Annotated in this window: 15 protein-coding genes; 10 read left to right on the top strand and 5 right to left on the bottom strand. The window is 61.0% G+C overall.

Features of this window, described 5'->3' with window-relative positions:
• The 7 genes from ftsW to ftsZ all read left to right on the top strand — a co-directional run.
• A partial coding sequence (gene ftsW / locus VFI82_15610; GenBank protein HET7186113.1) for a putative lipid II flippase FtsW occupies window positions 1-987 on the top strand: 987 nt, incomplete at its 5' end.
• Window positions 988-1,052: 65 nt separating this feature from the next.
• Window positions 1,053-2,129: an undecaprenyldiphospho-muramoylpentapeptide beta-N-acetylglucosaminyltransferase gene (murG, locus tag VFI82_15615; protein ID HET7186114.1), complete on the top strand. Its 1,077-nt coding sequence runs from the start codon at window positions 1,053-1,055 to the stop codon at window positions 2,127-2,129.
• Between the two features lie 86 nt (window positions 2,130-2,215).
• Window positions 2,216-3,622, top strand: coding sequence for a UDP-N-acetylmuramate--L-alanine ligase (murC, locus tag VFI82_15620; GenBank protein ID HET7186115.1), 1,407 nt, complete (start codon window positions 2,216-2,218; stop codon window positions 3,620-3,622).
• A 95-nt stretch (window positions 3,623-3,717) separates the two neighbouring features.
• Complete coding sequence (locus tag VFI82_15625) at window positions 3,718-3,987, top strand: hypothetical protein (protein ID HET7186116.1); 270 nt, start codon at window positions 3,718-3,720, stop codon at window positions 3,985-3,987.
• A gap of 127 nt (window positions 3,988-4,114) precedes the next feature.
• Entirely contained in the window at window positions 4,115-5,119 is a 1,005-nt protein-coding gene (locus tag VFI82_15630) for an FtsQ-type POTRA domain-containing protein (protein HET7186117.1), read from the top strand.
• A gap of 126 nt (window positions 5,120-5,245) precedes the next feature.
• Complete coding sequence (ftsA, locus tag VFI82_15635) at window positions 5,246-6,469, top strand: cell division protein FtsA (protein ID HET7186118.1); 1,224 nt, start codon at window positions 5,246-5,248, stop codon at window positions 6,467-6,469.
• An 87-nt stretch (window positions 6,470-6,556) separates the two neighbouring features.
• Window positions 6,557-7,843, top strand: coding sequence for a cell division protein FtsZ (gene ftsZ / locus VFI82_15640; protein HET7186119.1), 1,287 nt, complete (start codon window positions 6,557-6,559; stop codon window positions 7,841-7,843).
• A 93-nt stretch (window positions 7,844-7,936) separates the two neighbouring features.
• On the opposite strand, the gene VFI82_15645 is transcribed toward ftsZ, so the two are convergent.
• Window positions 7,937-10,198 carry a SulP family inorganic anion transporter gene (locus VFI82_15645; GenBank protein HET7186120.1) on the bottom strand — a complete coding sequence of 754 codons (2,262 nt, stop codon included), beginning with the start codon at window positions 10,196-10,198 and terminating at the stop codon, window positions 7,937-7,939.
• A gap of 461 nt (window positions 10,199-10,659) precedes the next feature.
• Here VFI82_15645 and VFI82_15650 point away from each other — a divergent pair, with 461 nt between their 5' ends.
• Window positions 10,660-11,880, top strand: coding sequence for a penicillin-binding transpeptidase domain-containing protein (locus VFI82_15650; GenBank protein HET7186121.1), 1,221 nt, complete (start codon window positions 10,660-10,662; stop codon window positions 11,878-11,880).
• Window positions 11,881-11,943: 63 nt separating this feature from the next.
• On the opposite strand, the gene VFI82_15655 is transcribed toward VFI82_15650, so the two are convergent.
• The 3 genes from VFI82_15655 to VFI82_15665 all read right to left on the bottom strand — a co-directional run bounded on the left by VFI82_15655 (window position 11,944) and on the right by VFI82_15665 (window position 14,688).
• Window positions 11,944-12,474 carry a hypothetical protein gene (locus tag VFI82_15655; GenBank protein ID HET7186122.1) on the bottom strand — a complete coding sequence of 177 codons (531 nt, stop codon included), beginning with the start codon at window positions 12,472-12,474 and terminating at the stop codon, window positions 11,944-11,946.
• Between the two features lie 42 nt (window positions 12,475-12,516).
• Window positions 12,517-13,257 (bottom strand): ABC transporter ATP-binding protein, encoded by a 741-nt coding sequence (locus tag VFI82_15660; GenBank protein HET7186123.1) that lies wholly within the window; start codon window positions 13,255-13,257, stop codon window positions 12,517-12,519.
• A gap of 102 nt (window positions 13,258-13,359) precedes the next feature.
• Window positions 13,360-14,688 (bottom strand): efflux RND transporter periplasmic adaptor subunit, encoded by a 1,329-nt coding sequence (locus VFI82_15665; GenBank protein HET7186124.1) that lies wholly within the window; start codon window positions 14,686-14,688, stop codon window positions 13,360-13,362.
• 559 nt (window positions 14,689-15,247) lie between these two features.
• Between VFI82_15665 and VFI82_15670 the strand changes: the two genes are divergently transcribed.
• Window positions 15,248-16,828, top strand: coding sequence for a GWxTD domain-containing protein (locus VFI82_15670; GenBank protein HET7186125.1), 1,581 nt, complete (start codon window positions 15,248-15,250; stop codon window positions 16,826-16,828).
• Between the two features lie 43 nt (window positions 16,829-16,871).
• Window positions 16,872-18,560 carry a carboxypeptidase-like regulatory domain-containing protein gene (locus VFI82_15675; GenBank protein ID HET7186126.1) on the top strand — a complete coding sequence of 563 codons (1,689 nt, stop codon included), beginning with the start codon at window positions 16,872-16,874 and terminating at the stop codon, window positions 18,558-18,560.
• A gap of 101 nt (window positions 18,561-18,661) precedes the next feature.
• On the opposite strand, the gene VFI82_15680 is transcribed toward VFI82_15675, so the two are convergent.
• Entirely contained in the window at window positions 18,662-19,024 is a 363-nt protein-coding gene (locus VFI82_15680) for a hypothetical protein (protein HET7186127.1), read from the bottom strand.
• Window positions 19,025-19,676: the final 652 nt, after the last annotated feature.

Genomic DNA, 19,676 nt, shown 5'->3' on the forward strand with positions numbered 1-19,676 from the left:
GACCGCTTCGGCTCGCCGTATCACTTCGTCGTGCGCCAATTCGGGTGGGCGCTCGCGGGCTTGGCCGCGATGATGGGAACCATGAAGCTGGATTACCGGCGATACAAGCATCCGGCTGTGGTTTTTTCGCTTATGACGGTGACCACGCTGCTGCTGGTGCTGGTTTTCTTTCTCGACCGGTCGCACAACACGCATCGCTGGATCAAGCTCGGGCCGCTGTCATTCCAACCGTCGGAACTTGCCAAGCCCACGTTGATCCTCTTCCTTGCCTATTTCCTCGAAACCCGCACCAAGTCCATGGACGACATGCGGAACACGCTGGTCCCGGCCCTTGCGCCCGCGGTCGTGATATCGGCACTGATCCTGGTACAGCCCGACCTTGGCACCGCACTCGCCTGCGCAGCGATCAGCGCAGTCATCCTGTTTGTCGCGGGCATGAACCTGAAGTACTATGCTTACGCGCTCGCGCCGCTGCCGCTCTTCTTTTATATCTTCATCGTTCGGGTTCCGTGGCGCTACCAGCGCATTCTCGCCTTTATTGACCCTTATTCCGATCCACAAGGCCGCGGCTTCCACATCATCCAGTCTCTGATCGCGGTCGGAACCGGCGGGCTCACCGGCGTTGGCCTGATGGAAGGGAAGCAGAAACTCTTCTATCTTCCCGAACCGCACACCGACTTCATTTTCGCGGTAACGGCCGAGGAACTCGGCCTGCTTGGAGCGACGATCATAGTGGTGCTGTTCGTGGTCTTCCTTTATCGCGCCATTCGCGCCGCGGTGATTACCGACGACGTATTTGCGCGCTACCTTGCGACCGGGATCGGCGCCATGGTCGGCGTGCAGGCTCTGTTCAATATCAGCGTGGTGCTCGGACTGGCGCCTACCAAGGGCATCCCGCTGCCGTTCATCTCCTATGGCGGTTCGTCGCTATTCGTCACCCTGGTGAGCGTGGGCGTGCTGCTGAACATCACGCAGCAGACCGATTAGCAGCCGCTTTGGGTGATTTGCCGGCGGAATTCTTAGGGCTGATGATCGGGTGCTATCTTTAAATTATGCGTGCGCTACTGGCAGGCGGGGGGACCGGCGGACATGTGATCCCCGCGCTCGCCATTGCCAACGAACTACGCGACAGGTTCAACGCGGAAATCATGTTCGTCGGCACCGCGCGGGGCATCGAAACCCGCCTCGTTCCGGCGGCGGGATTTACGCTCAAGCAGATCGATGTCGGCCAGTTGAAAAACGTCAGCATCGCGACGCGTCTCAAGACGTTGTTCGCGCTTCCCCGCGCCATCCTTGCCGCTTCGGAAATTCTGCGTGAATTCCGCCCGCACGTTGTCATCGGCGTCGGCGGTTATGCTTCCGGCCCGGGCATGCTGGCGGCCGCGCTGAGCAGCGTGCCGACGGTCGCCTTTGAGCCTAATCTAGTGCCCGGCTTCGCCAATCGCCTGGTGGCCCCCATGATCTCGGCCGCGGCGGTCATGTTTCCGGAAACCTGCCACTGGTTTCGCCGCTGCGTGGTGACCGGCATACCCGTGCGCCGCGCATTCTTCCAGATGCCGCCTCGCGCGGACGGCACGCCACCGACGCTGCTGCTCTTTGGCGGCAGCCAGGGAGCACATGCGCTCAATGTCGCGCTGATCGAGGCGCTGCCGCTGCTCCGGCAGACTGTTCCCGGGCTGTGCATCATTCATCAGACCGGAGAGCGCGACGATAAAGAGGCGCAAGCCGCCTACCTCCACGCCGGCATGACGGCGGAGGTTTCTCCGTTCATTCATGACATGCCGGGCGCCTTCGCGCGCGCCGACCTGGTCATCTGCCGCTCGGGAGCAAGCACGGTTGCGGAAATCGCCGCGGCGGGCAAAGCCGCCATTTTCGTGCCCTTTCCGCGCGCCTCCGATGACCACCAGCGACGCAATGCCGAAGCGCTTTCAGCCAATCACGCCGCCATGCTGATTCCGGAGTCGGAACTGACGCCGCAGAAACTGGCGGAAACTGCGGCGCAACTGCTGAACGATCCCGTGCGCTTACGTGCCATAGGCATGGCAGCGCACAAATTTGCGCGCCCCGACGCTGCCGGTGAAATCGCGCGCCTGGCCGGCAAACTGGCAGGAACCGCCATCAGCGGTTAGCTTATTAGCGGCCGGCCGTTTCGCGTCCGGCGCGGCTCCGTAACTTACAATGGTGGGCCAAGGGCCAGGCACAGACGGCCGGGTATATGTTCGCCAAAATTCAACGCGTTCATTTCGTCGGCATCGGCGGCATCGGCATGAGCGGCATCGCGGAGGTCCTGCTCAATCTCGGCTACAAAGTTTCCGGCTCCGACCTGAAGTCGTCATCGGTCACGCAGCGTTTGGCGTCGCTTGGGGCGATAATTTTCGAGGGTCACAAGGGGGGTAACGTCGGCGGCGCCGAGGTCGTCGTCATCAGCTCGGCGGTTCGCGCTGACAATCCCGAGGTCAGCGCCGCCCGAGAGGCGCATATTCCCGTCATTCCGCGCGCGGAAATGCTCGCCGAATTGATGCGCTTGAAGTACGGCATCGCGGTCGCCGGAATGCATGGCAAGACGACGACGACGTCCATGATCGCGGCCGTGCTGGCTGCCGGAGGGCTGGATCCGACCGTTGTCGTCGGCGGCCGCGTGGACGCCATGGGCTCCAACGCACGTCTCGGGAAATCGCAGTACCTGGTTGCCGAGGCCGACGAGAGCGACCGCTCTTTCCTGAAGCTTTCGCCCATCCTGTCGGTGGTGACCAACATCGATCGCGAGCACATGGACTGCTACGCCGACATGAGCGACATTGAGCGCACATTCATCGAGTTCATGGACCGGGTGCCGTTCTATGGCATGGTGGTAGCCTGCAGCGATAACGACGCACTGCGCGCGCTGCTGCCGCGCGTTCGCCGCCGGACTGTGACCTACGGTACCCGCCCAGGCTCAGACTTCTGTATTCGCTCCTCTGAGCTGGTCAGGAAGGCGGAGAATCCGACGATTCGATTCGGTGTCGACTACGGCAGCCGTTCGCTTGGCGATTTTCATCTCCGCGTCCCCGGCGTCCACAACGTCCTGAACGCGACTGCCGCAATCGCCGTCGGAATCGGCCTGGACGTGCCGGTCGAGGACATCCGTTCTGCGCTGGCGGACTTCCGCGGGGTGGACCGCCGCCTGCAGTTGATCGGTCAAGCCGCGGGCGTCAGCGTCATGGACGACTACGGCCATCATCCTACAGAGATTCGTGCCACCCTGGCGGCGGCGCGTCAGTGTGGCTATCCGCGCATCCATGTCATTTTCCAACCGCATCGCTATACCCGTACTCAGGCCCTGATGGATGAATTTGGCGGAGCGTTTCATGACGCTGACTCGCTTTTTCTTCTCGACATTTATCCGGCAAGCGAGCCGCCGATCGCGGGCGTAACCACCCAAGCTCTTGCCGAACGTATGGCCAAGTTGGGCGACAGGCTGGTGATTTACGCGGCATCGTTCACGGAGGCAGCACAAGCCGCGGTCGCGGTTGCCCGGCCCGGGGACATGATCCTTACTTTGGGCGCGGGCAGCGTTTCGCAACTTGGGCCCAAGGTCCTCGACGCGCTCCAGCACACCCGCGCGGCTGTCTCTAACGAGTGAGTTCGCCAATTACGGCTGAAAAAAAATTCCCTGCCGCCATAACGAAATGGCCCCTGCCCCGTCTGTATGTATGTAAGCGTAGTGGGGTTGAGATCATGAAAACCATCATTGGCGGACTCATCATCGGTTTGGCTCTCGCGCTCGCGCCGGCGCCCCGGGTTGCGGTCGAGAACCCGAAGGCGTTGTACCTTGCGGCCATGTACAAGACCGCAGTCGGAGACACCGATTCCGCGCTGCGCCTGTTGCATCGCGCCGAGCAAGCCCGCGACCGCCAGGCTCGCGCCGAAGAATCCAGTCTGCGTCGGACCCAGGCCAGTGTCCGGCACGCCGCCGCGGTCCGTTCTGCGATTCTCACCATCCTCTAAGCCGCCGCATGGTCCCCCCTGAGTATCAAGAACTGACAACGCCCGCTGTAATTTCTCTCGCCCCATTCCGCGAAAAAGAAGTTATAGTTGCGCTCACGGCGATTTTCGCGAGACCAAATTTTTTTTCATGCCACGGAACAACGTCCCTCTGATTCCGGACGATGCGATCAACTCTCGCGCCGCCGTCCCTGCGACTGAGGATCCAGACGACGCACTGGATTCCCGGCTGCTCGACCTCGACGTGGAGGAGGAGCCGGCATTTCTACGCGGTCAGAAGCGGGTGCCGGTGCGCCGCGGTCCGCTGCCGCGCAAGGCCGCCAACCGGCTGAAAATCGCGCTCATTGTGGTAGCCATCGCGGCCGTGTTTGGCGCCATCACGATGATGACCTACCGCTACGGCGCGCAGTCCTGGCGCTTCCGGCTTGACTCCAGCGACCAACTCGAAATTTCGGGCATCCGCCACGTCACCCGCGCTCAAGTGATGGACGTGATGGGCGGCGACATCGGCCGCAACGTGTTTTTCATCCCGCTCGATGAACGCCGCAAGCAGCTGGAAGAAATTCCCTGGGTGGAATCGGCGTCAGTGATGCGGCTGCTGCCCAACCGTCTGCAGATCGGCATCCGCGAGCGCACGCCGGTGGCATTCGTCCAGGTCGGCTCGAAAATCGCGCTGATTGACGGCAACGGGGTGGTCATGGACCTTCCCGCCGCGGCGGCACGCAAGTATTCGTTCCCGGTAATCGTCGGGATGGGCGTGTCCGAGCCTCTGTCCACTCGCGCGGCGAGAATGAAGTTGTTCTGCCGAGTGCTTCACGACCTCGATTCCGGGGGCGCCAACTACTCGCGGGATCTCAGCGAGGTGGATCTCGGCGATCCCGAGGACGTGAAGGTCACGGTTGCCGATCCCAACGGGGAAGTGCTCGTGCACCTTGGCTCCTCCGAGTACCTGGAGCGCTTCAAGGTTTATGTCGCCCACGTGCAGGAGTGGCGGCAGCAGTTTCAGAAAGTGCATTCGGTGGATTTGCGCTATGACCGGCAGGTCATCGTGAATCCCGATGACAACAACCCGCCGCAGGCCAGAAGCGTGGCCAAACCAAGCGGGACCAAGCCACGAAGGAGGGCGCGGCGTTGAGCAGTTGAAGTTGGAACTTGAGCATGTGAAATTTCAGCCCGGTTGTTGTGATCGATCGAGGCATGGGCAGGCGACGATTAGATTTCAAATTCTCAAATTTCAAATTTTCAATTCTGTTCGGGGCCCATGGGTAAGCAGAACCACAATCTACTGACCGCTATTGACGTCGGCAGCGCGAAGACGGTCGCGCTAGTCGTCGAGATCACCGATGCCGGGCTGCGCTACTGCGGCCACGGCGTGATCGAGACCCGGGGTTTTCGCAAGGGCGTGATCGTCGACCTCGATCGCACGGTTACTTCCATTCAAAAGGCGGTGCAGGATGCCGAGGACGCCTGCGGAGCTCCCATTGAGCACGCCGTGGTCGGGGTCGCCGGCGCCCATATCCGCGGCGTCAACAGCCAGGGCGGAATCACGCTGGCATCCAAGCCGCGCGAGATTACCCGCGAAGACGTGCGCCAGGCGGTGGAGCGCGCCCGCGCCATCGCGCTCCCGCCCGACCGCCAGATCCTGCACCTGCTGCCGCAGGAGTTCATCCTCGACGAGCAGGCGGGGGTGCATGAACCGGCGGGCATGGTCGCCTCCAAGCTGGAGGTGAAGGTGCACGTCGTGACCGCGGCCGCGACCGCGACGCAGAACGTCGTCACCGCGCTAAACCGGGCCGGCATTCACGTGGATGACACGATTTACGAAGCGCTCGCCTGCGGCGACTCGGTCCTGCGCAGCGACGAGCGGGAACTCGGTGTCTGCCTGGCGGATGTCGGCGCCGGGTCGACCGACATCGCGGTGTTTCATGACGGAGCCGTCGTGCATACCGGAGTGGTGCCCATCGGAGGCGATCACTTCACCAATGACGTCGCGGTCGGACTTCGCACGCCGCTCGCCGACGCGGAGAAGGTCAAGCGCTTGTTCGGCTGCGCTGTGGTGACGCGTATTCCGGAGGGGAACGAGATCGAGGTTACCAGTGTTGGCGATCGCCCTTCACGCTTGATGGCGCAGCGGCTGCTCGGCGAGGTGCTGGAGCCGCGCGCGCGCGAGCTGTGCGAATTATTGCGCGACCACCTGCGCCAGGCGGGTGTGCTGGAGATGTGCGTTGCCGGCATCGTAATGACGGGCGGGGGCTCGCGCCTGCCGTTCCTCACCGAAATCGCCGAGTCCGTGCTGCGCAAGCCGGCGCGTATCGCGTCACCGGTGCCTATCGCAAAGCTCCCAGCGGCGCTGGCCGAACCGGAATACGCCACCACGATCGGCATGGCGCTTTACGGGTATCGGGCCCGCCTGGCCCACGGAACGCACGGCGGCAATGGCCTCGGCGCCAAGCTCAAGTCGCTTTTTGCACGACGTGGAGCTTAGTTGGTCACTGGAAACTCAGGGCCGGAAGCTGGAAACTGCAACCTGGAACTAAATGGAAACGGGAGCTGATCGGGCTGGACATTCGATATGAGCAATAGCGCAGACGGCATCCGCATTCAATTCAACGAAGATCCGGGCAATCAAGCCAAGATCAAGGTCATCGGCGTGGGCGGAGGCGGTGGCAACGCCGTCAACCGCATGATCGACGCCAAGCTCGAAGGCATCGAGTTCATGACCGCCAACACCGATCTGCAGGCGCTGGAGATGTCGCGCGCCCCGCTGCGCCTGCAACTGGGGGTCAAGCTCACCAACGGGCTGGGCGCGGGCGCCAATCCCGAGGTCGGACGCAAAGCCGCGCTTGAGGATGCCGACAAGATCATCGAAGCTCTCGAAGGCGCCGACATGGTGTTCGTCACCGCGGGTCTCGGCGGCGGCACCGGCACCGGCGCTGCACCGATCATCGCCTCCCTGGCCAGCGAAATGGGCGCACTGACGGTCGCGGTGGTGACGAAGCCATTCGGCTTTGAAGGCAAGCGCCGCATGTCGCAAGCCGAGCGCGGGCTGCAGGAGTTGCTCGACTCGGTCGACACCATGATCGTCATCCCCAACGAGAAGCTGCTTGCAGTGGCGCAGAACGCCGGTTTCTTCGAATCGTTCCGCGTCGCCGACGATATTCTTCGCCAGGCGGTGCAGGGGATTTCCGACATCATTACCATCCCTGGGATCATCAACCGCGACTTCGCGGACGTGAAGGCGATCATGGCCGGAATGGGCTACGCCGTCATGGGCACCGCGACCGGCAAGGGAGAGCGCCGCGCCACCGACGCCGCGCAACGTGCCATTGCCTCGCCACTGCTGGAGGCCGGAGCGATTAACGGCGCGCGCGGCATCCTCATCAATGTCACCGGTTCCAGTTCGCTAAAGCTGGCGGAGGTGAACGAAGCCTCCACCATCATCCAGACTGCGGCGCACGAGGATGCCAACATTATTTTCGGCGCTGTGCTCGACGAGAAAATGAAGGATGAGGTGAAGATTACGGTGATCGCGACCGGCTTCAAGGCCGACCACCATGTCCAGCGTCACGAGCGCGCAGTCTCGGCGGCCGCGGCGGCGATTTCGCAGGTGCGCAGCGCCTCCGCCTATATTGCGCCTCGCCCTGAGCCGCGCATCGTCGAGCCGGAGCCGCAGCCGGTGGCGGAAGTCTCGAATGTAACCGCCGCGGTCGCCACGGCGGCAGCGGTTTCATCGCGCGCGGCCGCTCCCCAGCGCGAGATGACTTCCATCGCCGACGTGAAGGGCTCGGTCAAGACAAACTACGAGGAAGATGACCTGGACGTGCCTGCTTTCATCCGCAAGCGCAACGAGAGCAATTAGGGCTAAGAGTTCACAGGTCGTCAGATTGAGGCGGGTCACTGCTCAAAAGCGGCGGCCCGCGTTTCGCAAGTTCGCACGCGCCGCTTCGGGCCATTACGATTCCTTCAGGTATCTCAACTCCACGTCGGTGCGCCGCAGGCGCGAAGCCACGGCCGTGGCAATTCCTTGCAGAAGGTTGAGCGCCAGCATGCGGTGCTGCGCGCTGAGTTGATCGAACCGCGCGCGGCTCAGGACATAAAGTTCCACGTCGGTGAGCGCCACCGCGTCCGCCGAGCGTGGCGCCTGGTCCAGGAACGACAATTCGCCGAAAAAATCGCCGCGACCGAACGTCGCCAGGTGGTGTCCGGTTCTTCCATCCAGGGGCAGCAGGATGCGCACCGAGCCTTGGCGGATGAAGTACAACTCGTCGCTGCGGTCCCCGTGCGCGAAGATGCGTTCGCCGGCTCGAAACGCGCGCCTCTCCGTGCCTGCCTCCAGGGCGGCCAGCGTCTCCTCCCTTCGCTGCTGGAACATGGCCATGTCGCGGATTTCCAGAGGTGGTTCCTGGGGAGACGCGAGTTTTGCTTCCGCCAGGATGCGGTTCTCGATCCACTCCAGCGCATCGTCAAGGTGCTCGAACACGCGCGCGTGATGCTCTGTCCGCACCAATCCCACCTCGTCGAAGTACTGCTGCATGTCCTGGCCGCTCGGCACCTTTTCCGGCATGTGACTGTAGATCACCGTCCCCTTTCGCTCCGACATCATGTCTTCCACCAGTTCCAGCATGTGGGCCGCGGTTATGTCCACCGATTGCACCCGCCGCATGTCAAGCACGACGTAATCGCGTTGTTTCACCTCCCGTTCCAGTTCACTGTAAAGCTGGTCGGTGGTGCCGAAGAACAAGCTGCCCTGGAGTTCGAAAATGACGGTGCGGTTGCCGCGGCTGACCAGCACTTCCATCTCTTCGGGAAGGCGCATCTGCCGCGAGAAGCGCTCATTTCCATACGCCTTTCGGCGAACCACCGTGCCGCCGATCAGTTCGCGCAGGAACAACAGGATGGCCAGTCCGATGCCTACTCCCGACGCGGCGATCAGACCCACTGTCTCGGCGACGACCACGACGGTGACGATGACCACAAAATCCAACACCGTTGATCGCGAGCGCAGCAGGCTCAGGCTGTTCAGGTCGAACATGCGCGTACCGACCACGATCAGGATGCCCGCCAATGCCGCAATCGGAATCCAGGCGATCAGGTTGCCAAGAACGAGGAACGCTGCCAGTGCCAGTGCGCCTTCAATCACGCCGGACCAGTGGGTTTGTCCACCGCTCCCGAGGTTTACCAGGGTGGCGCCCATCTGTCCGGAGCCGGGGACGCCGCCCATCGCCATCGATGTCAGATTGCCCAGCCCCTGGCCGATCAGCTCCCGATTGGAGTCGTGCCGGCTTCGCGTCAACGAGTCGAGGATCACGCACGTCTTCAGCGTGTCGATGGAAAGCAAAACTGCAAGCGTGAGCGCCGGCGTAATGACTACGCCGAGTTGCCGGGGATCGAACGCGCTGAACGCGTGCCATTGTCCTGCCATGGAAGCCAGCAAGCCGGCGCCGGCATCGCGCAGCGGGCCGACTACCAGCCTGTTCCCAGCCAGAACCAGGAGCGATCGGTCCGCCAGTGCGAGCGCAAAGTACACTGCTGTTCCAGATGTGAGGGCGAGGATGGCCGCGGGAATTCTCTTGGTGACCCATGGCGCCAATACCATGACCGCGACCGAGACCACGCCCACCGCCATGCTCTGCCACTTCCATTCCGCCGGCGAGAGCAGCCCTTCCCAAAAGTGATAGCGCCCGGGAACGCCGAGGAACTTGGGGATTTGACTGACAATGATGATCAACCCCACGCCGCTGAGGTAGCCGCTTACGACGGGATACGGCATGTACTTGATCAATTGCCCAAAGCCAAAAAGCCCGAAGCTGACCTGCAAAATGCCGCAGAGAGCTGTGGCCATGGCCAACAACAACAAAGCCGATGACGGCGCCACGCCGCGCTGAGTCAATTCAATGGCGAAAGCCGACATCACCGCGACCGCCGGCGCTGAAGGCGCGGTGATCAGCCGGCGGGTTCCACCGAAACTGGCGGCGATAATGCCCAACGCGGTGGTGCCGAGAATTCCGGCGATGGCTCCATGGGACGCGTAACCGGCCCCCAGCGGTGCATAGATAGCGACCCCGAATGCAATCGCGGAGGGCAAGGCCACCAGCATGGCTGCCAGTCCGCCCCAGAACTCGCCGGCCGCATCTGCGGGCTGACGCCCGCGCTCATCGGGCGGGACCGTTGCCGGTTCAGACCTGCGCGGTGTCCCCACTACTGGTTCGCTCATAACTGGTTGTGCTGGTGGAGTATGCAAATTCTACCCGCGATTTGCAATGCTCGCTTGCGGCGGCAATGTCGCGCGCAAAGCCGACGCACAGGTGCGACTGCGGCGGCGCGTCCGTAGCAAGCATTATCTGATTGGTTAACAGGCAGTAGCTGCGGAGTTGATTGCTCTCCACTTAACCAGCGCAATTATTATTGCTAAACCTGATACTCCACCGGGACCGCCGCACGACGTCGGGCTTACGGAAGTCCCTGTCCTGCCACAACTCTGGCCTAAGTCGCTGCATCCCAACACTCTGGAAGCCTACGAGGATGGCGCCCGAGGAGCAGTTTAGGATTGAAATCCAGCCTAGAACTCTCTTACTATCGCCTCAGTTCCAAGCGGACCTTTGTATGCGGCGCCGAGTCGGCGTTGTCGTGTATCCGTGCCGGGACAATCTGGCAGTCACTGGATTTCGGACATTCATGTTGAAGCTAAAAGGCTCTCTGGCAGTCCAGGTTGTGCTCGTGATCGCGATGATGGCGCCGCTGACGGCAAGCGCCGCAGCAGCCACGGTTTCCACGCCACGCAAGACTCACAAGGCCAAGACTGTCGTAGAAAGCCCCAGGACTAGAAAAAAGATCGTCAGCAAGCGCCGGCACCGCCGTGTGAGCAAGTACGAGTGGGTAAATGGACACCGGTTGCAGCGGAGCCGCTATCGCGAGCACTACGCGACGTCTTCATTCACCAGCCAGGACCTGACCGTCGGCGACGTAACGACGGGCGAAGATCCGGTGGTGCGCGCGGCCGCGATTGACGCCCTGGGCAATCACAACGGCACGGTCTTGGCAATTGATCCCAACAGCGGCCGCATCCTGGCCATGGTCAATCAGAAGATGGCGCTCGCCGGGGGCGCGGAGCCCTGTTCGACGATCAAGATCGCGGTGGCGCTGGCTGCGCTCAGCGAAAATGTGGTGACCCGGGAGACCAAGATCCAGCTCGGCCGCCGCACACGAATAGACCTGACACAGGCCCTGGCGCACTCCAATAACCCGTTTTTTGAAACGCTGGGCCGGAAGATGGGATTTGAGAAGGTCAGCTATTACGCGCACCAGTTTGGCTTGGGCGAGTTGGCGGGTTGGAACATCGAGGGCGAGCACCTGGGAGCGTTTCCTTCCGAAGAACTGCCTGCGAGCATGGGTGGGGTAGGCAGGATGTGCTCCTTCGGGCAGGGAATTTCGCTTACGCCGTTGCAATTGGGCGCGCTGGTATCCGCCATCGCCAATGGCGGAACGCTGTATTACCTGCAGCATCCCTCGACCCCGGAAGAGATTTCCACGTTCGAGCCGCGGGTCAAGCGCTATCTCGACATCGGGCCGGTGATTCCCGAGGTTTCGCCCGGCATGGCCGCCGCAGTCCAGTATGGCACGGCGCAAAGCGTGCGCTGGAACTTCAGCGAAGAAGAAGTTCTTGGAAAAACCGGCACCTGCTCGAACAATGGCACACGCCTAGGATGGTTCGCCTCCTTCGCCAACACCGCGGCGGGCAGGATTGCAGTGGTGGTGTTCCTGGAGGGCGGCCGTCCGACCTTCGGTCCCAAGGCGGCGGAGATCGCCGGGCTCATGTACCGCAATCTGTACGACCACAGCTACTTCGTGAAATCAACGCCGGCGCCGGAAAAATCCGGTTTGGGAGTGGTGCAGTAAGAGTTCGACCTTTTCATTGTTTGGTGCACAAGCCTCCAGGTTGGGAGGCTTTTTCGTTTGCGATTACGGCGCGGCGCCCAGTTCCTTGAGTGCTTCTTCCAGCGCGATCTTTTCGGCTGCATCTTTCTCGCCGGCGAGGGCGGACTTGAGCCAGAGGATGGCGGCGGGCTTGGAGACGTGAGGATTGATGGGCGGATCGATCTCCTCGATGCGCCATAAGCCATCGCTGTCCTTGAGGCGGAAGGCGACGGAGTCCTTGGCGCGCTCGGCGGAATAGCCGATGCCACGCTCGAAGCGGCCGAGGACGGTGTAGTCGACGTCAACGTTGGAGGAGCGTATGCCTTCGTTGGCGCTGGTGATGTCGTACTGGGAGACGACGGTGAAGCCGCGCCAGTCGGGATTGTCCCGCCACGTGGTCAGCGGCTTGACGCGGTCCCAGCCCTCCTTGGAGAGGCGAGAGCCGACGTAATCGAGGCGGCAGTAGCTGCCGACAATGCTGCGCGCAGGCTGACGCGGGTGGCGGCCGGGGAGATTCACGCTTTGCCCGGCGGCAAAGCAGGACGCCAACAGGAGGAAGGCGAGAAGACGAGGCATCAATAGCAGGGTACAGCAACAAAAGGTACAAGCCACATTGAGCTAGTGGGCCTTGCGGACATCCCCGGAAATCAGCCCGTCTTTCAGGTTAATGACCCGGTGAGCGTACTCGGCGATGTCGTGCTCGTGGGTTACCAGCACGATGGTATTGCCATTCTCGTGTAGTCCGTCCAACACCGCCATGATCTCGTTGCCGGTCTGGGAGTCGAGGTTTCCGGTTGGTTCGTCGGCCAGAATGATGGAAGGCTTATTGACCAGGGCACGAGCGATGGCGACGCGCTGCCGTTGGCCGCCGGAAAGCTCGTTGGGCTTGTGCATCATGCGATGCTCCATGCCCACGGACTTGAGCGCTTCCTTGGCGCGTTCGATGCGCGTTTCCGCCGGAACGCCGGCGTAGATCAGCGGCAGCTCCACGTTGTGCAGCGAAGTCGCGCGCGCCAGCAAATTAAAGGTCTGAAATACAAATCCGATCTCCTTGTTGCGGATGCGCGCCAGTTCGTCATCATCCAGTTCGCTGACCAGCTGGTTGTTCAGCCAGTAGCGGCCCTTGCTGGGGGTATCGAGGCAACCGATCAGGTTCATCAGCGTCGACTTGCCGGAACCCGACGGACCCATAATGGCCACGTATTCGTTGCGTTCGATGCGCAGGTTCACCCCGCGCAGCGCGTGCACCTGTTGCTCGGACCCCATGTCGTAAGTCTTCCATAGGTCCTCGGTGCAGATGATGCACCCATCCGGCGGCGCGATCAGCGGCTCCGATATGCTGGCGACCTCAGTGGCCATTTTCGTGTCTCTCACTTTTTTCGCTGGATCGGTCGTTTCGCCGCGCTAGCCGCTCGGCAGAAAGACCCCCTCTATGCCTTTGACGCTCGGCGCGTCACAACGTTAGGTCTTCTCGTCCTCTTTTTTAGGGGCACTATTGTCAATCTTCACCGAGGCCCCATTGCGCAGCGAGCGCAGCACTTTATAGCTGCCGGTCACAATCTCGTCGCCGGGCTGCAATCCGCTGGTCACCTCGATGTCAGTCGTGCCGGTAATGCCGGTGTCCACTTTTACGAACTCAGCCTTCTTGTTGCGCACCACGAATACGCCCTGGATCTCTTCCTTGTCTTTGGCGGTGGGCGCCGGCGCCGCCGCCTGCACCGTGCCCTTGCCCGGCTTCTTCTCCAGATCACCCTTCTGGCGCACCGTGAGCGCCTGGATCGGGATGGTCACCGCACTGCCGCGCGAGGCGGTCGTAATCTTGGCGGTTGTGGACAGGCCCGGACGCAAGTTGGCGGGCGGGTCTTTGATGGTCACCACCACCTTGAAATCCTTCGCTTCCTGGCTGCCAGTGGTGGTTTGCGTTGTGGCCAGCCCGGTGGAGCGCACTACCGCATTGTTGCCGATTTCGGTGACGATGCCGTGAAACGTCTTCTTGGGGATGGCGTCAATGGTGACTTCCGCGTTTTGCCCGAGTTTCACATTCACGATGTCGGTTTCATCCACCATGACTTCGGCGGTAACCACCGACATGTCCGAAACCGTCATCAGCAAACTGCCGGGCGAGCTCTGGATGCCCATGATGACGGTTTCGCCTTCGCGCACCGGGAGGTTGCTGACGATGCCGTCGTAGGGCGAGACATATTCGGTCTTGCTCAGTACATCGCTGGCATGGGTCAACTGTGCCTGCATTTGGCGGATGCGTTCCGCGTTGGTTGCGGCCTGGGCTTTGGTTTGCGCGATGCGGGCGCGGGCTGATGCAACCGCGGCGTCGGCGGCTTCGAAGGCCGCCTTGCGCGTGTCAAAGTCCTGTTTGGGAATCAGAGCCTGGCCGTAGAGCGCCTCGCCCCGCTGATAATCGAGCTTGGCGCGGTCGTAATCAGCGCGCGCCTTGTCGAGATCCGATTGCGCGCCCCTCAGCATTGCTTCCGAGGCGGTCAGGTCGGTCTTGGCGCCCGCAAGTTGGGCCTGCATCGAGGCAACATCGGCGGCCGACTGCACGTAATCGAGCTTGGCCAGCAGTTGCCCCTTCTTGACCTGCTCGCCTTCCTGCACAAAAAGCTTGGTGATCTTCCCGTAACCGTTGGCGCCAATATTGACGTACGTCTTGGGCTTGATCTCACCCGAGGCGCTGACGATCGAGGTGAGATCCTGACGCGTGACTTTGCCGGTCTGCACCACCACCACGCCCTTGCCGCTCTCGTGGACGGTGAAGCCGACAATCGCAGACACAAGTACTAAGATTCCGACGCCAATCGCGATTTTTTTCCCCGTTTTCAATCAATGCCTCGCGCGTACCGCCTGATTAAAACGGACGCTACCACCTGCCTCTCATGAATACGCAGGCCAGAGCGGAGAAGTTCCATCCGGAGGCGAGTGCGGATCTATCGGGCTCGTGGTTTGGAATAAATGAAGGTACCAAGGCTATTATATGAAGATCCCGCGAATATCGGCTATCTATTCACGGTTAAGGAACCCGATTTGCGGGGATGAATTGTGCTCCCGAGTCTCTGGAAATTACTGGCAACTCAGCACATAGGGACACATGATCACACAAATAGTATGATTCTGGTTCTTGCAATAAGAGCGGCGACAACATAGAATTTAAGCGCCCGAATTGTCTCCCAGGAGTCCACTTCCGATGTCGCTCAAAGTAGTTTGGGGTCGTGTCTTGGCACTCAGTCTGGCCGGCTCCGTATGTTTGGTAGCCGCTTCCTTTGCGCAGAGTGACAAGAGCAGCAGGACCGACGCCCAGCCCCAGGCCTCCCGACCAGACGAAAGCGGGCAGAAAGTGGACCCGCTGAAACGACCCCTGTCGGATCGACAGCAGAAGCAGCAGCAGAAGGCCCTCAAACAGGAGGTCAGTAAAGTTTACCGGAAGTGGCTGGATGAGGACGTCCGCTGGATCATTACCGATCAGGAGCGGGGCGCTTTCAAGCAATTAGGCAACGACGAGGAACGCGATCAGTTCATCGAGCAGTTCTGGCTTCGCCGCAACCCGAATCCGGATAGCCCGGAGAACGAATACAAGGAAGAGCATTACCGACGCATCGCCTACGCCAATGAGCATTTCGCCGCCGGCGTTGCCGGCTGGAGGACGGACCGAGGGCGCATTTACATCATGTACGGCAAGCCCGATGAGATCGAATCTCATCCCAGCGGCGGTACCTACGAACGCCCCGCCGAGGAAGGTGGCGGCACAACGTCGACCTATCCCTTCGAAACTTGGCGTTACCGCTACCTGGAAGGCATCGGGCAAGAAGTCATGATTGAGTTCGTCGACAGCTGCATGTGCAATGAATATCACATGAGCAACGACCGCTCGGAAAAGGATGCACTGCTGCGTGTTCCCGGCGCCGGCCTCACCATGTACGAACAGATGGGCATGGCGAGCAAAGCGGACCGCTTCACCAACCCGGAAAACCTGGGCCAAGGACCTTTCAACCAGAACCTGCAATCGAAGCAGTTCGACCGTCTGGAGCAGTTTGCCAAATTGAACCGAGCCCCCACAATTAAGTTCAAGGATTTGGAAGAGGTGGTCAGCCACAAGATCACCATGAACTTCCTGCCCTTTGATGTGCGGGCTGATTTCGTGAAGGTAACCTCGGACACGGTTTTGGTTCCGATTACGATCCAGGTTAAAAACAAGGACGTGACTTGGACCGGCAAAGAAGGCGTGCAGCGGATGGCGGTGAATATCTTCGGGCGGGTGACCACCTTGACCGGCCGCGTTGCGCAGACATTTGAAGACACCGTTACCGACGGCCTGCCGAGCGAGCTGCTGCCCAAGGTCATCGAGAACAGCCATGTGTACTGGAAGGCACTGCCGCTGCGCCCGGGACACTACCGCTTCGACATCGTGTTGAAGGATGTGAACGGCGACAAGGTCGGAACCTGGAGCCGCGGCATTGTGGTGCCGGAGTTCAGCGAGGACAAGCTGGCATCTTCCTCGCTGATTGTGGCCGACGAGATGCAGAAGGTAGCCACCAAGAGCGTTGGAGCAGGCAACTTCGTCATTGGCGATACCAAGGTGCGGCCGCGAGTCGACGCGGCCAATGGCCAGCCCACCGCGTTCAAGCGTGATCAGAAAGTGAATTTCTGGATGCAGGTTTATAACCTGGGTATCGACCAGCAGACGCACAAGCCGTCCGCCAACATCTCTTACGAAGTGGTGAACATGGCGACGCAGAAACCCGTGGTTCAACTGGCCGAAACCACCGGGCAACTGGGCAACATCGGGGAGCAGGTGACGCTGGAAAAATCGCTGCCCCTGCAAAATATCTCGCCCGGCACGTACCAGATTACGATCAAGGTGAACGACCTGATTTCGAAGCAGGACTTGAAGTCCACGGCGAAGTTCGCCGTCGAGTAACCAAGGCCGGAAGCATGGGACGCGCATTTCAATGGAGGTGCTTATGGGCCGCAAGCTCGGATGCATAATGATCCTGCTGGCACTCGCGCTTCCTGCCGCGGCGGCCGGAAAGCCGGGCAATATTACCGGCTTCGTCCGGAGTACCGCAGGGGTGCCTCAAATGGGCGCCGCGGTGGAGGTTTTCTCCACCGCAACCCAGGCCGTCACGGTATTCACCGACGGGCGCGGATTCTACAGCGCCGACGGGCTGGTGCCCGGCAACTATCACGTAAAAGTCACCGCTCCCTCGTTTCTGCCCTCCTTGCGCGAGAACGTCGCATTGAAGGCGGGGGCCAGCGTGCTCGTCAATGTCACGCTCAGCACCCTGTTCGAAGCGGTGCAATTGCTGCCCCAGCGCCAGGGGACCTCCGATGACGATGGCTGGAAGTGGACCTTGCGCTCGGCGGCCAACCGTCCGATGTTGCGGGTGGTGGGAAATGGGCCGGTAATGGTCTCCAAGGGCGCCGCCGGTGATAAGCCGGCAGTAAAGGGCACGGTGGCGTTTGTCGCCGGCAGCGATGCCGAAGGATTCGGCAGCGCCGGCGAGGTCAGCACCCACTTCAATTTCGAGAAATCGCTATTCTCCACCGGCACGCTTTCGCTGAAGGGTAACGTCGGCTATGGTGGCGGCCCGCAGAATGGCGTCATCCGCGCCGCTTACGCGCATAAATTGGACAACGGCTCCACTCCCGAGCTGGCGCTTACGGTGCGCCGCTTCTCGAATCCTGACTTCAACTCGCGGCTGCCTGCTATGCAAGCGATGTCGGTGCACGTCGGGGATTCCTTGACACTCGCTGATTTCATTGAATTGCGTTTCGGGACTGAGTACCAGACGGTGCAGTTCCTGAGTCGCGACAGCGCCATCAAGCCCTATGGCACGATCGACGCCCACCTCTCGCCGAACACTTTTCTTGAATACCGCTACGCCAGCGCTGAGCCCAACGCGTCCGGCGCGAAGGGGTTCGATTCGACTCTCGGCGATGTACTCGAGACCGGACCCAGGGTTTCCATGAACGAGCGCGGCGCAGTGCTGGAGAAAGCCCGCCACCAGGAGGTTTCGCTTTCCCACCGCCGCGGAAACACCAGCGTGCAGCTGGCGGCCTATTCGGATAATATCCGCAACACTGCCCTTACCGGCGCCGGCGACCTCAATGGTCCCTTCGCCCAACTTCTGCCTGATCTGTACTCGGAAACGTTTACCTATAACGCGGGACAGCTCAACAGCAACGGCTTCCGCGTCGTAGTCCAGCAGAAGCTGACTCCCGACCTGACCGCCACCGTGAACTACGCCTGGGGCGGGGTTCTGGATCTGGCGTCGAACGACGTTGCCCTGGCACAGGTGCGTTCGGTAATTCACCAGCAATGGCGGCATTCAGTGGGCGTTAAGCTGGCAGGGAAGGTACCGGGGACGCATACCCGCTGGGCGACTTCCTATCGAGCGGCGAACCAGAAATCCCTCACCCCGGTGGACTTGTTTGATTGCTCGCCGGGACAAATGGACCCATATTTGAACGTGTTCGTGCGCCAGCCAATACCCGGCACCGGTTTCTTCCCTGGCAAGATGGAAGCCTTGGTGGACCTGCGGAATCTGCTGGCGCAAGGCTATATACCAGTCATCGGACACGACGGCCGCACGCTCTACCTGCTGGAGTCAGCACGGGCGGTGCGAGGCGGGGTGGCATTCGTCTTCTGACGAATCGGAAAACAACTTCTGTTACCTATGGAAAGGCCGCCCGCAAGGCGGCCTCTTTCTTTCTGTTTCCACTGCTATCGTGGAAGCGCTGAAACCAGCGGCTAGTCCAGTATCTTCTGCCACCATTTCTTGGGCTGCTCCGGCTCGCTGTCCATGTCAATACCGTCGGACAATCCCAAAAAACCGGCGGGCGCCATGTTGGACGTCGGACGCCGGGCGGGTGCGATGTTGGACGCCGGACTTCCCGCCGCGGTTTCCCTGGATTGCTCCCGCCGGGATACTCGCATCAGAATGGCGCCCCCCGCATGTTCGCCGGGCATGATAGCGACCGAGGCGCGCGATTCCAGCGCCATATCGAAAAACTTGCCGGCCTTCACGGTTTCCGGTCTGATTTCAGGTTGTACGCCGGCACTGGTCTGAACCGCGTGCGCGGTCGATTCATCGAAGACAATCCAGCGGCTCATATTGTTTGTTCCCTCCGTGGCGCAGCAGGAACATCTACTTGGATGCGAGCTGTTCAGTCCGCGCACTCGTCGTATCGCCCAAAAATCGCGAAAAACCATGCATACTCAGTTCCTTGCAGCGCTGAGTGCGGGAGGGAGTGGGCAATCGCCGAGGATACTCACGCCAAATCGCCGGCATAACTAGACCATCAGAGGCCTCATCCGTCGGTGCCAAATTGCTAACATTTGCTAACAAATTTGCGCTCAGTGTTCGTGCCGCCTCACGAGGGCTAATTGTTGAGGCCGCAACCGCTTGCGAAGAAAGTGGGCGGTATCGATCGGCGGCTGGGTGTTGTCGAGCTCGACAATAACGAAACCAGGTTTCTCCGCGAGCCTCGTTGTCTAAAAGTATATCGTATAACGATATAATATCCATCGAATGAAGAACCGGGCGTGCGCCACACTCGGCCCAGCTGATCGGTGTAGACAGCCAGCGTCGTGGCTGCGGTCTGGCCGGGCAAACTGGCTCTTGACAACAAGGGGCGGCTGCACAACAATAGTTGCACCAGGAAGTGTCCTGGTCACAACTCCCATCTTCGAGTTGTGCGACTCCGCTCTCCGGAGTCGTCCTGGCCTCGACCAGCGTCTTGCAGTCTCCAAAACAAAAAATCTC

This window comes from Terriglobales bacterium, from assembly GCA_035691485.1.
Taxonomy (GTDB): domain Bacteria; phylum Acidobacteriota; class Terriglobia; order Terriglobales; family Acidobacteriaceae; genus JAIQGF01.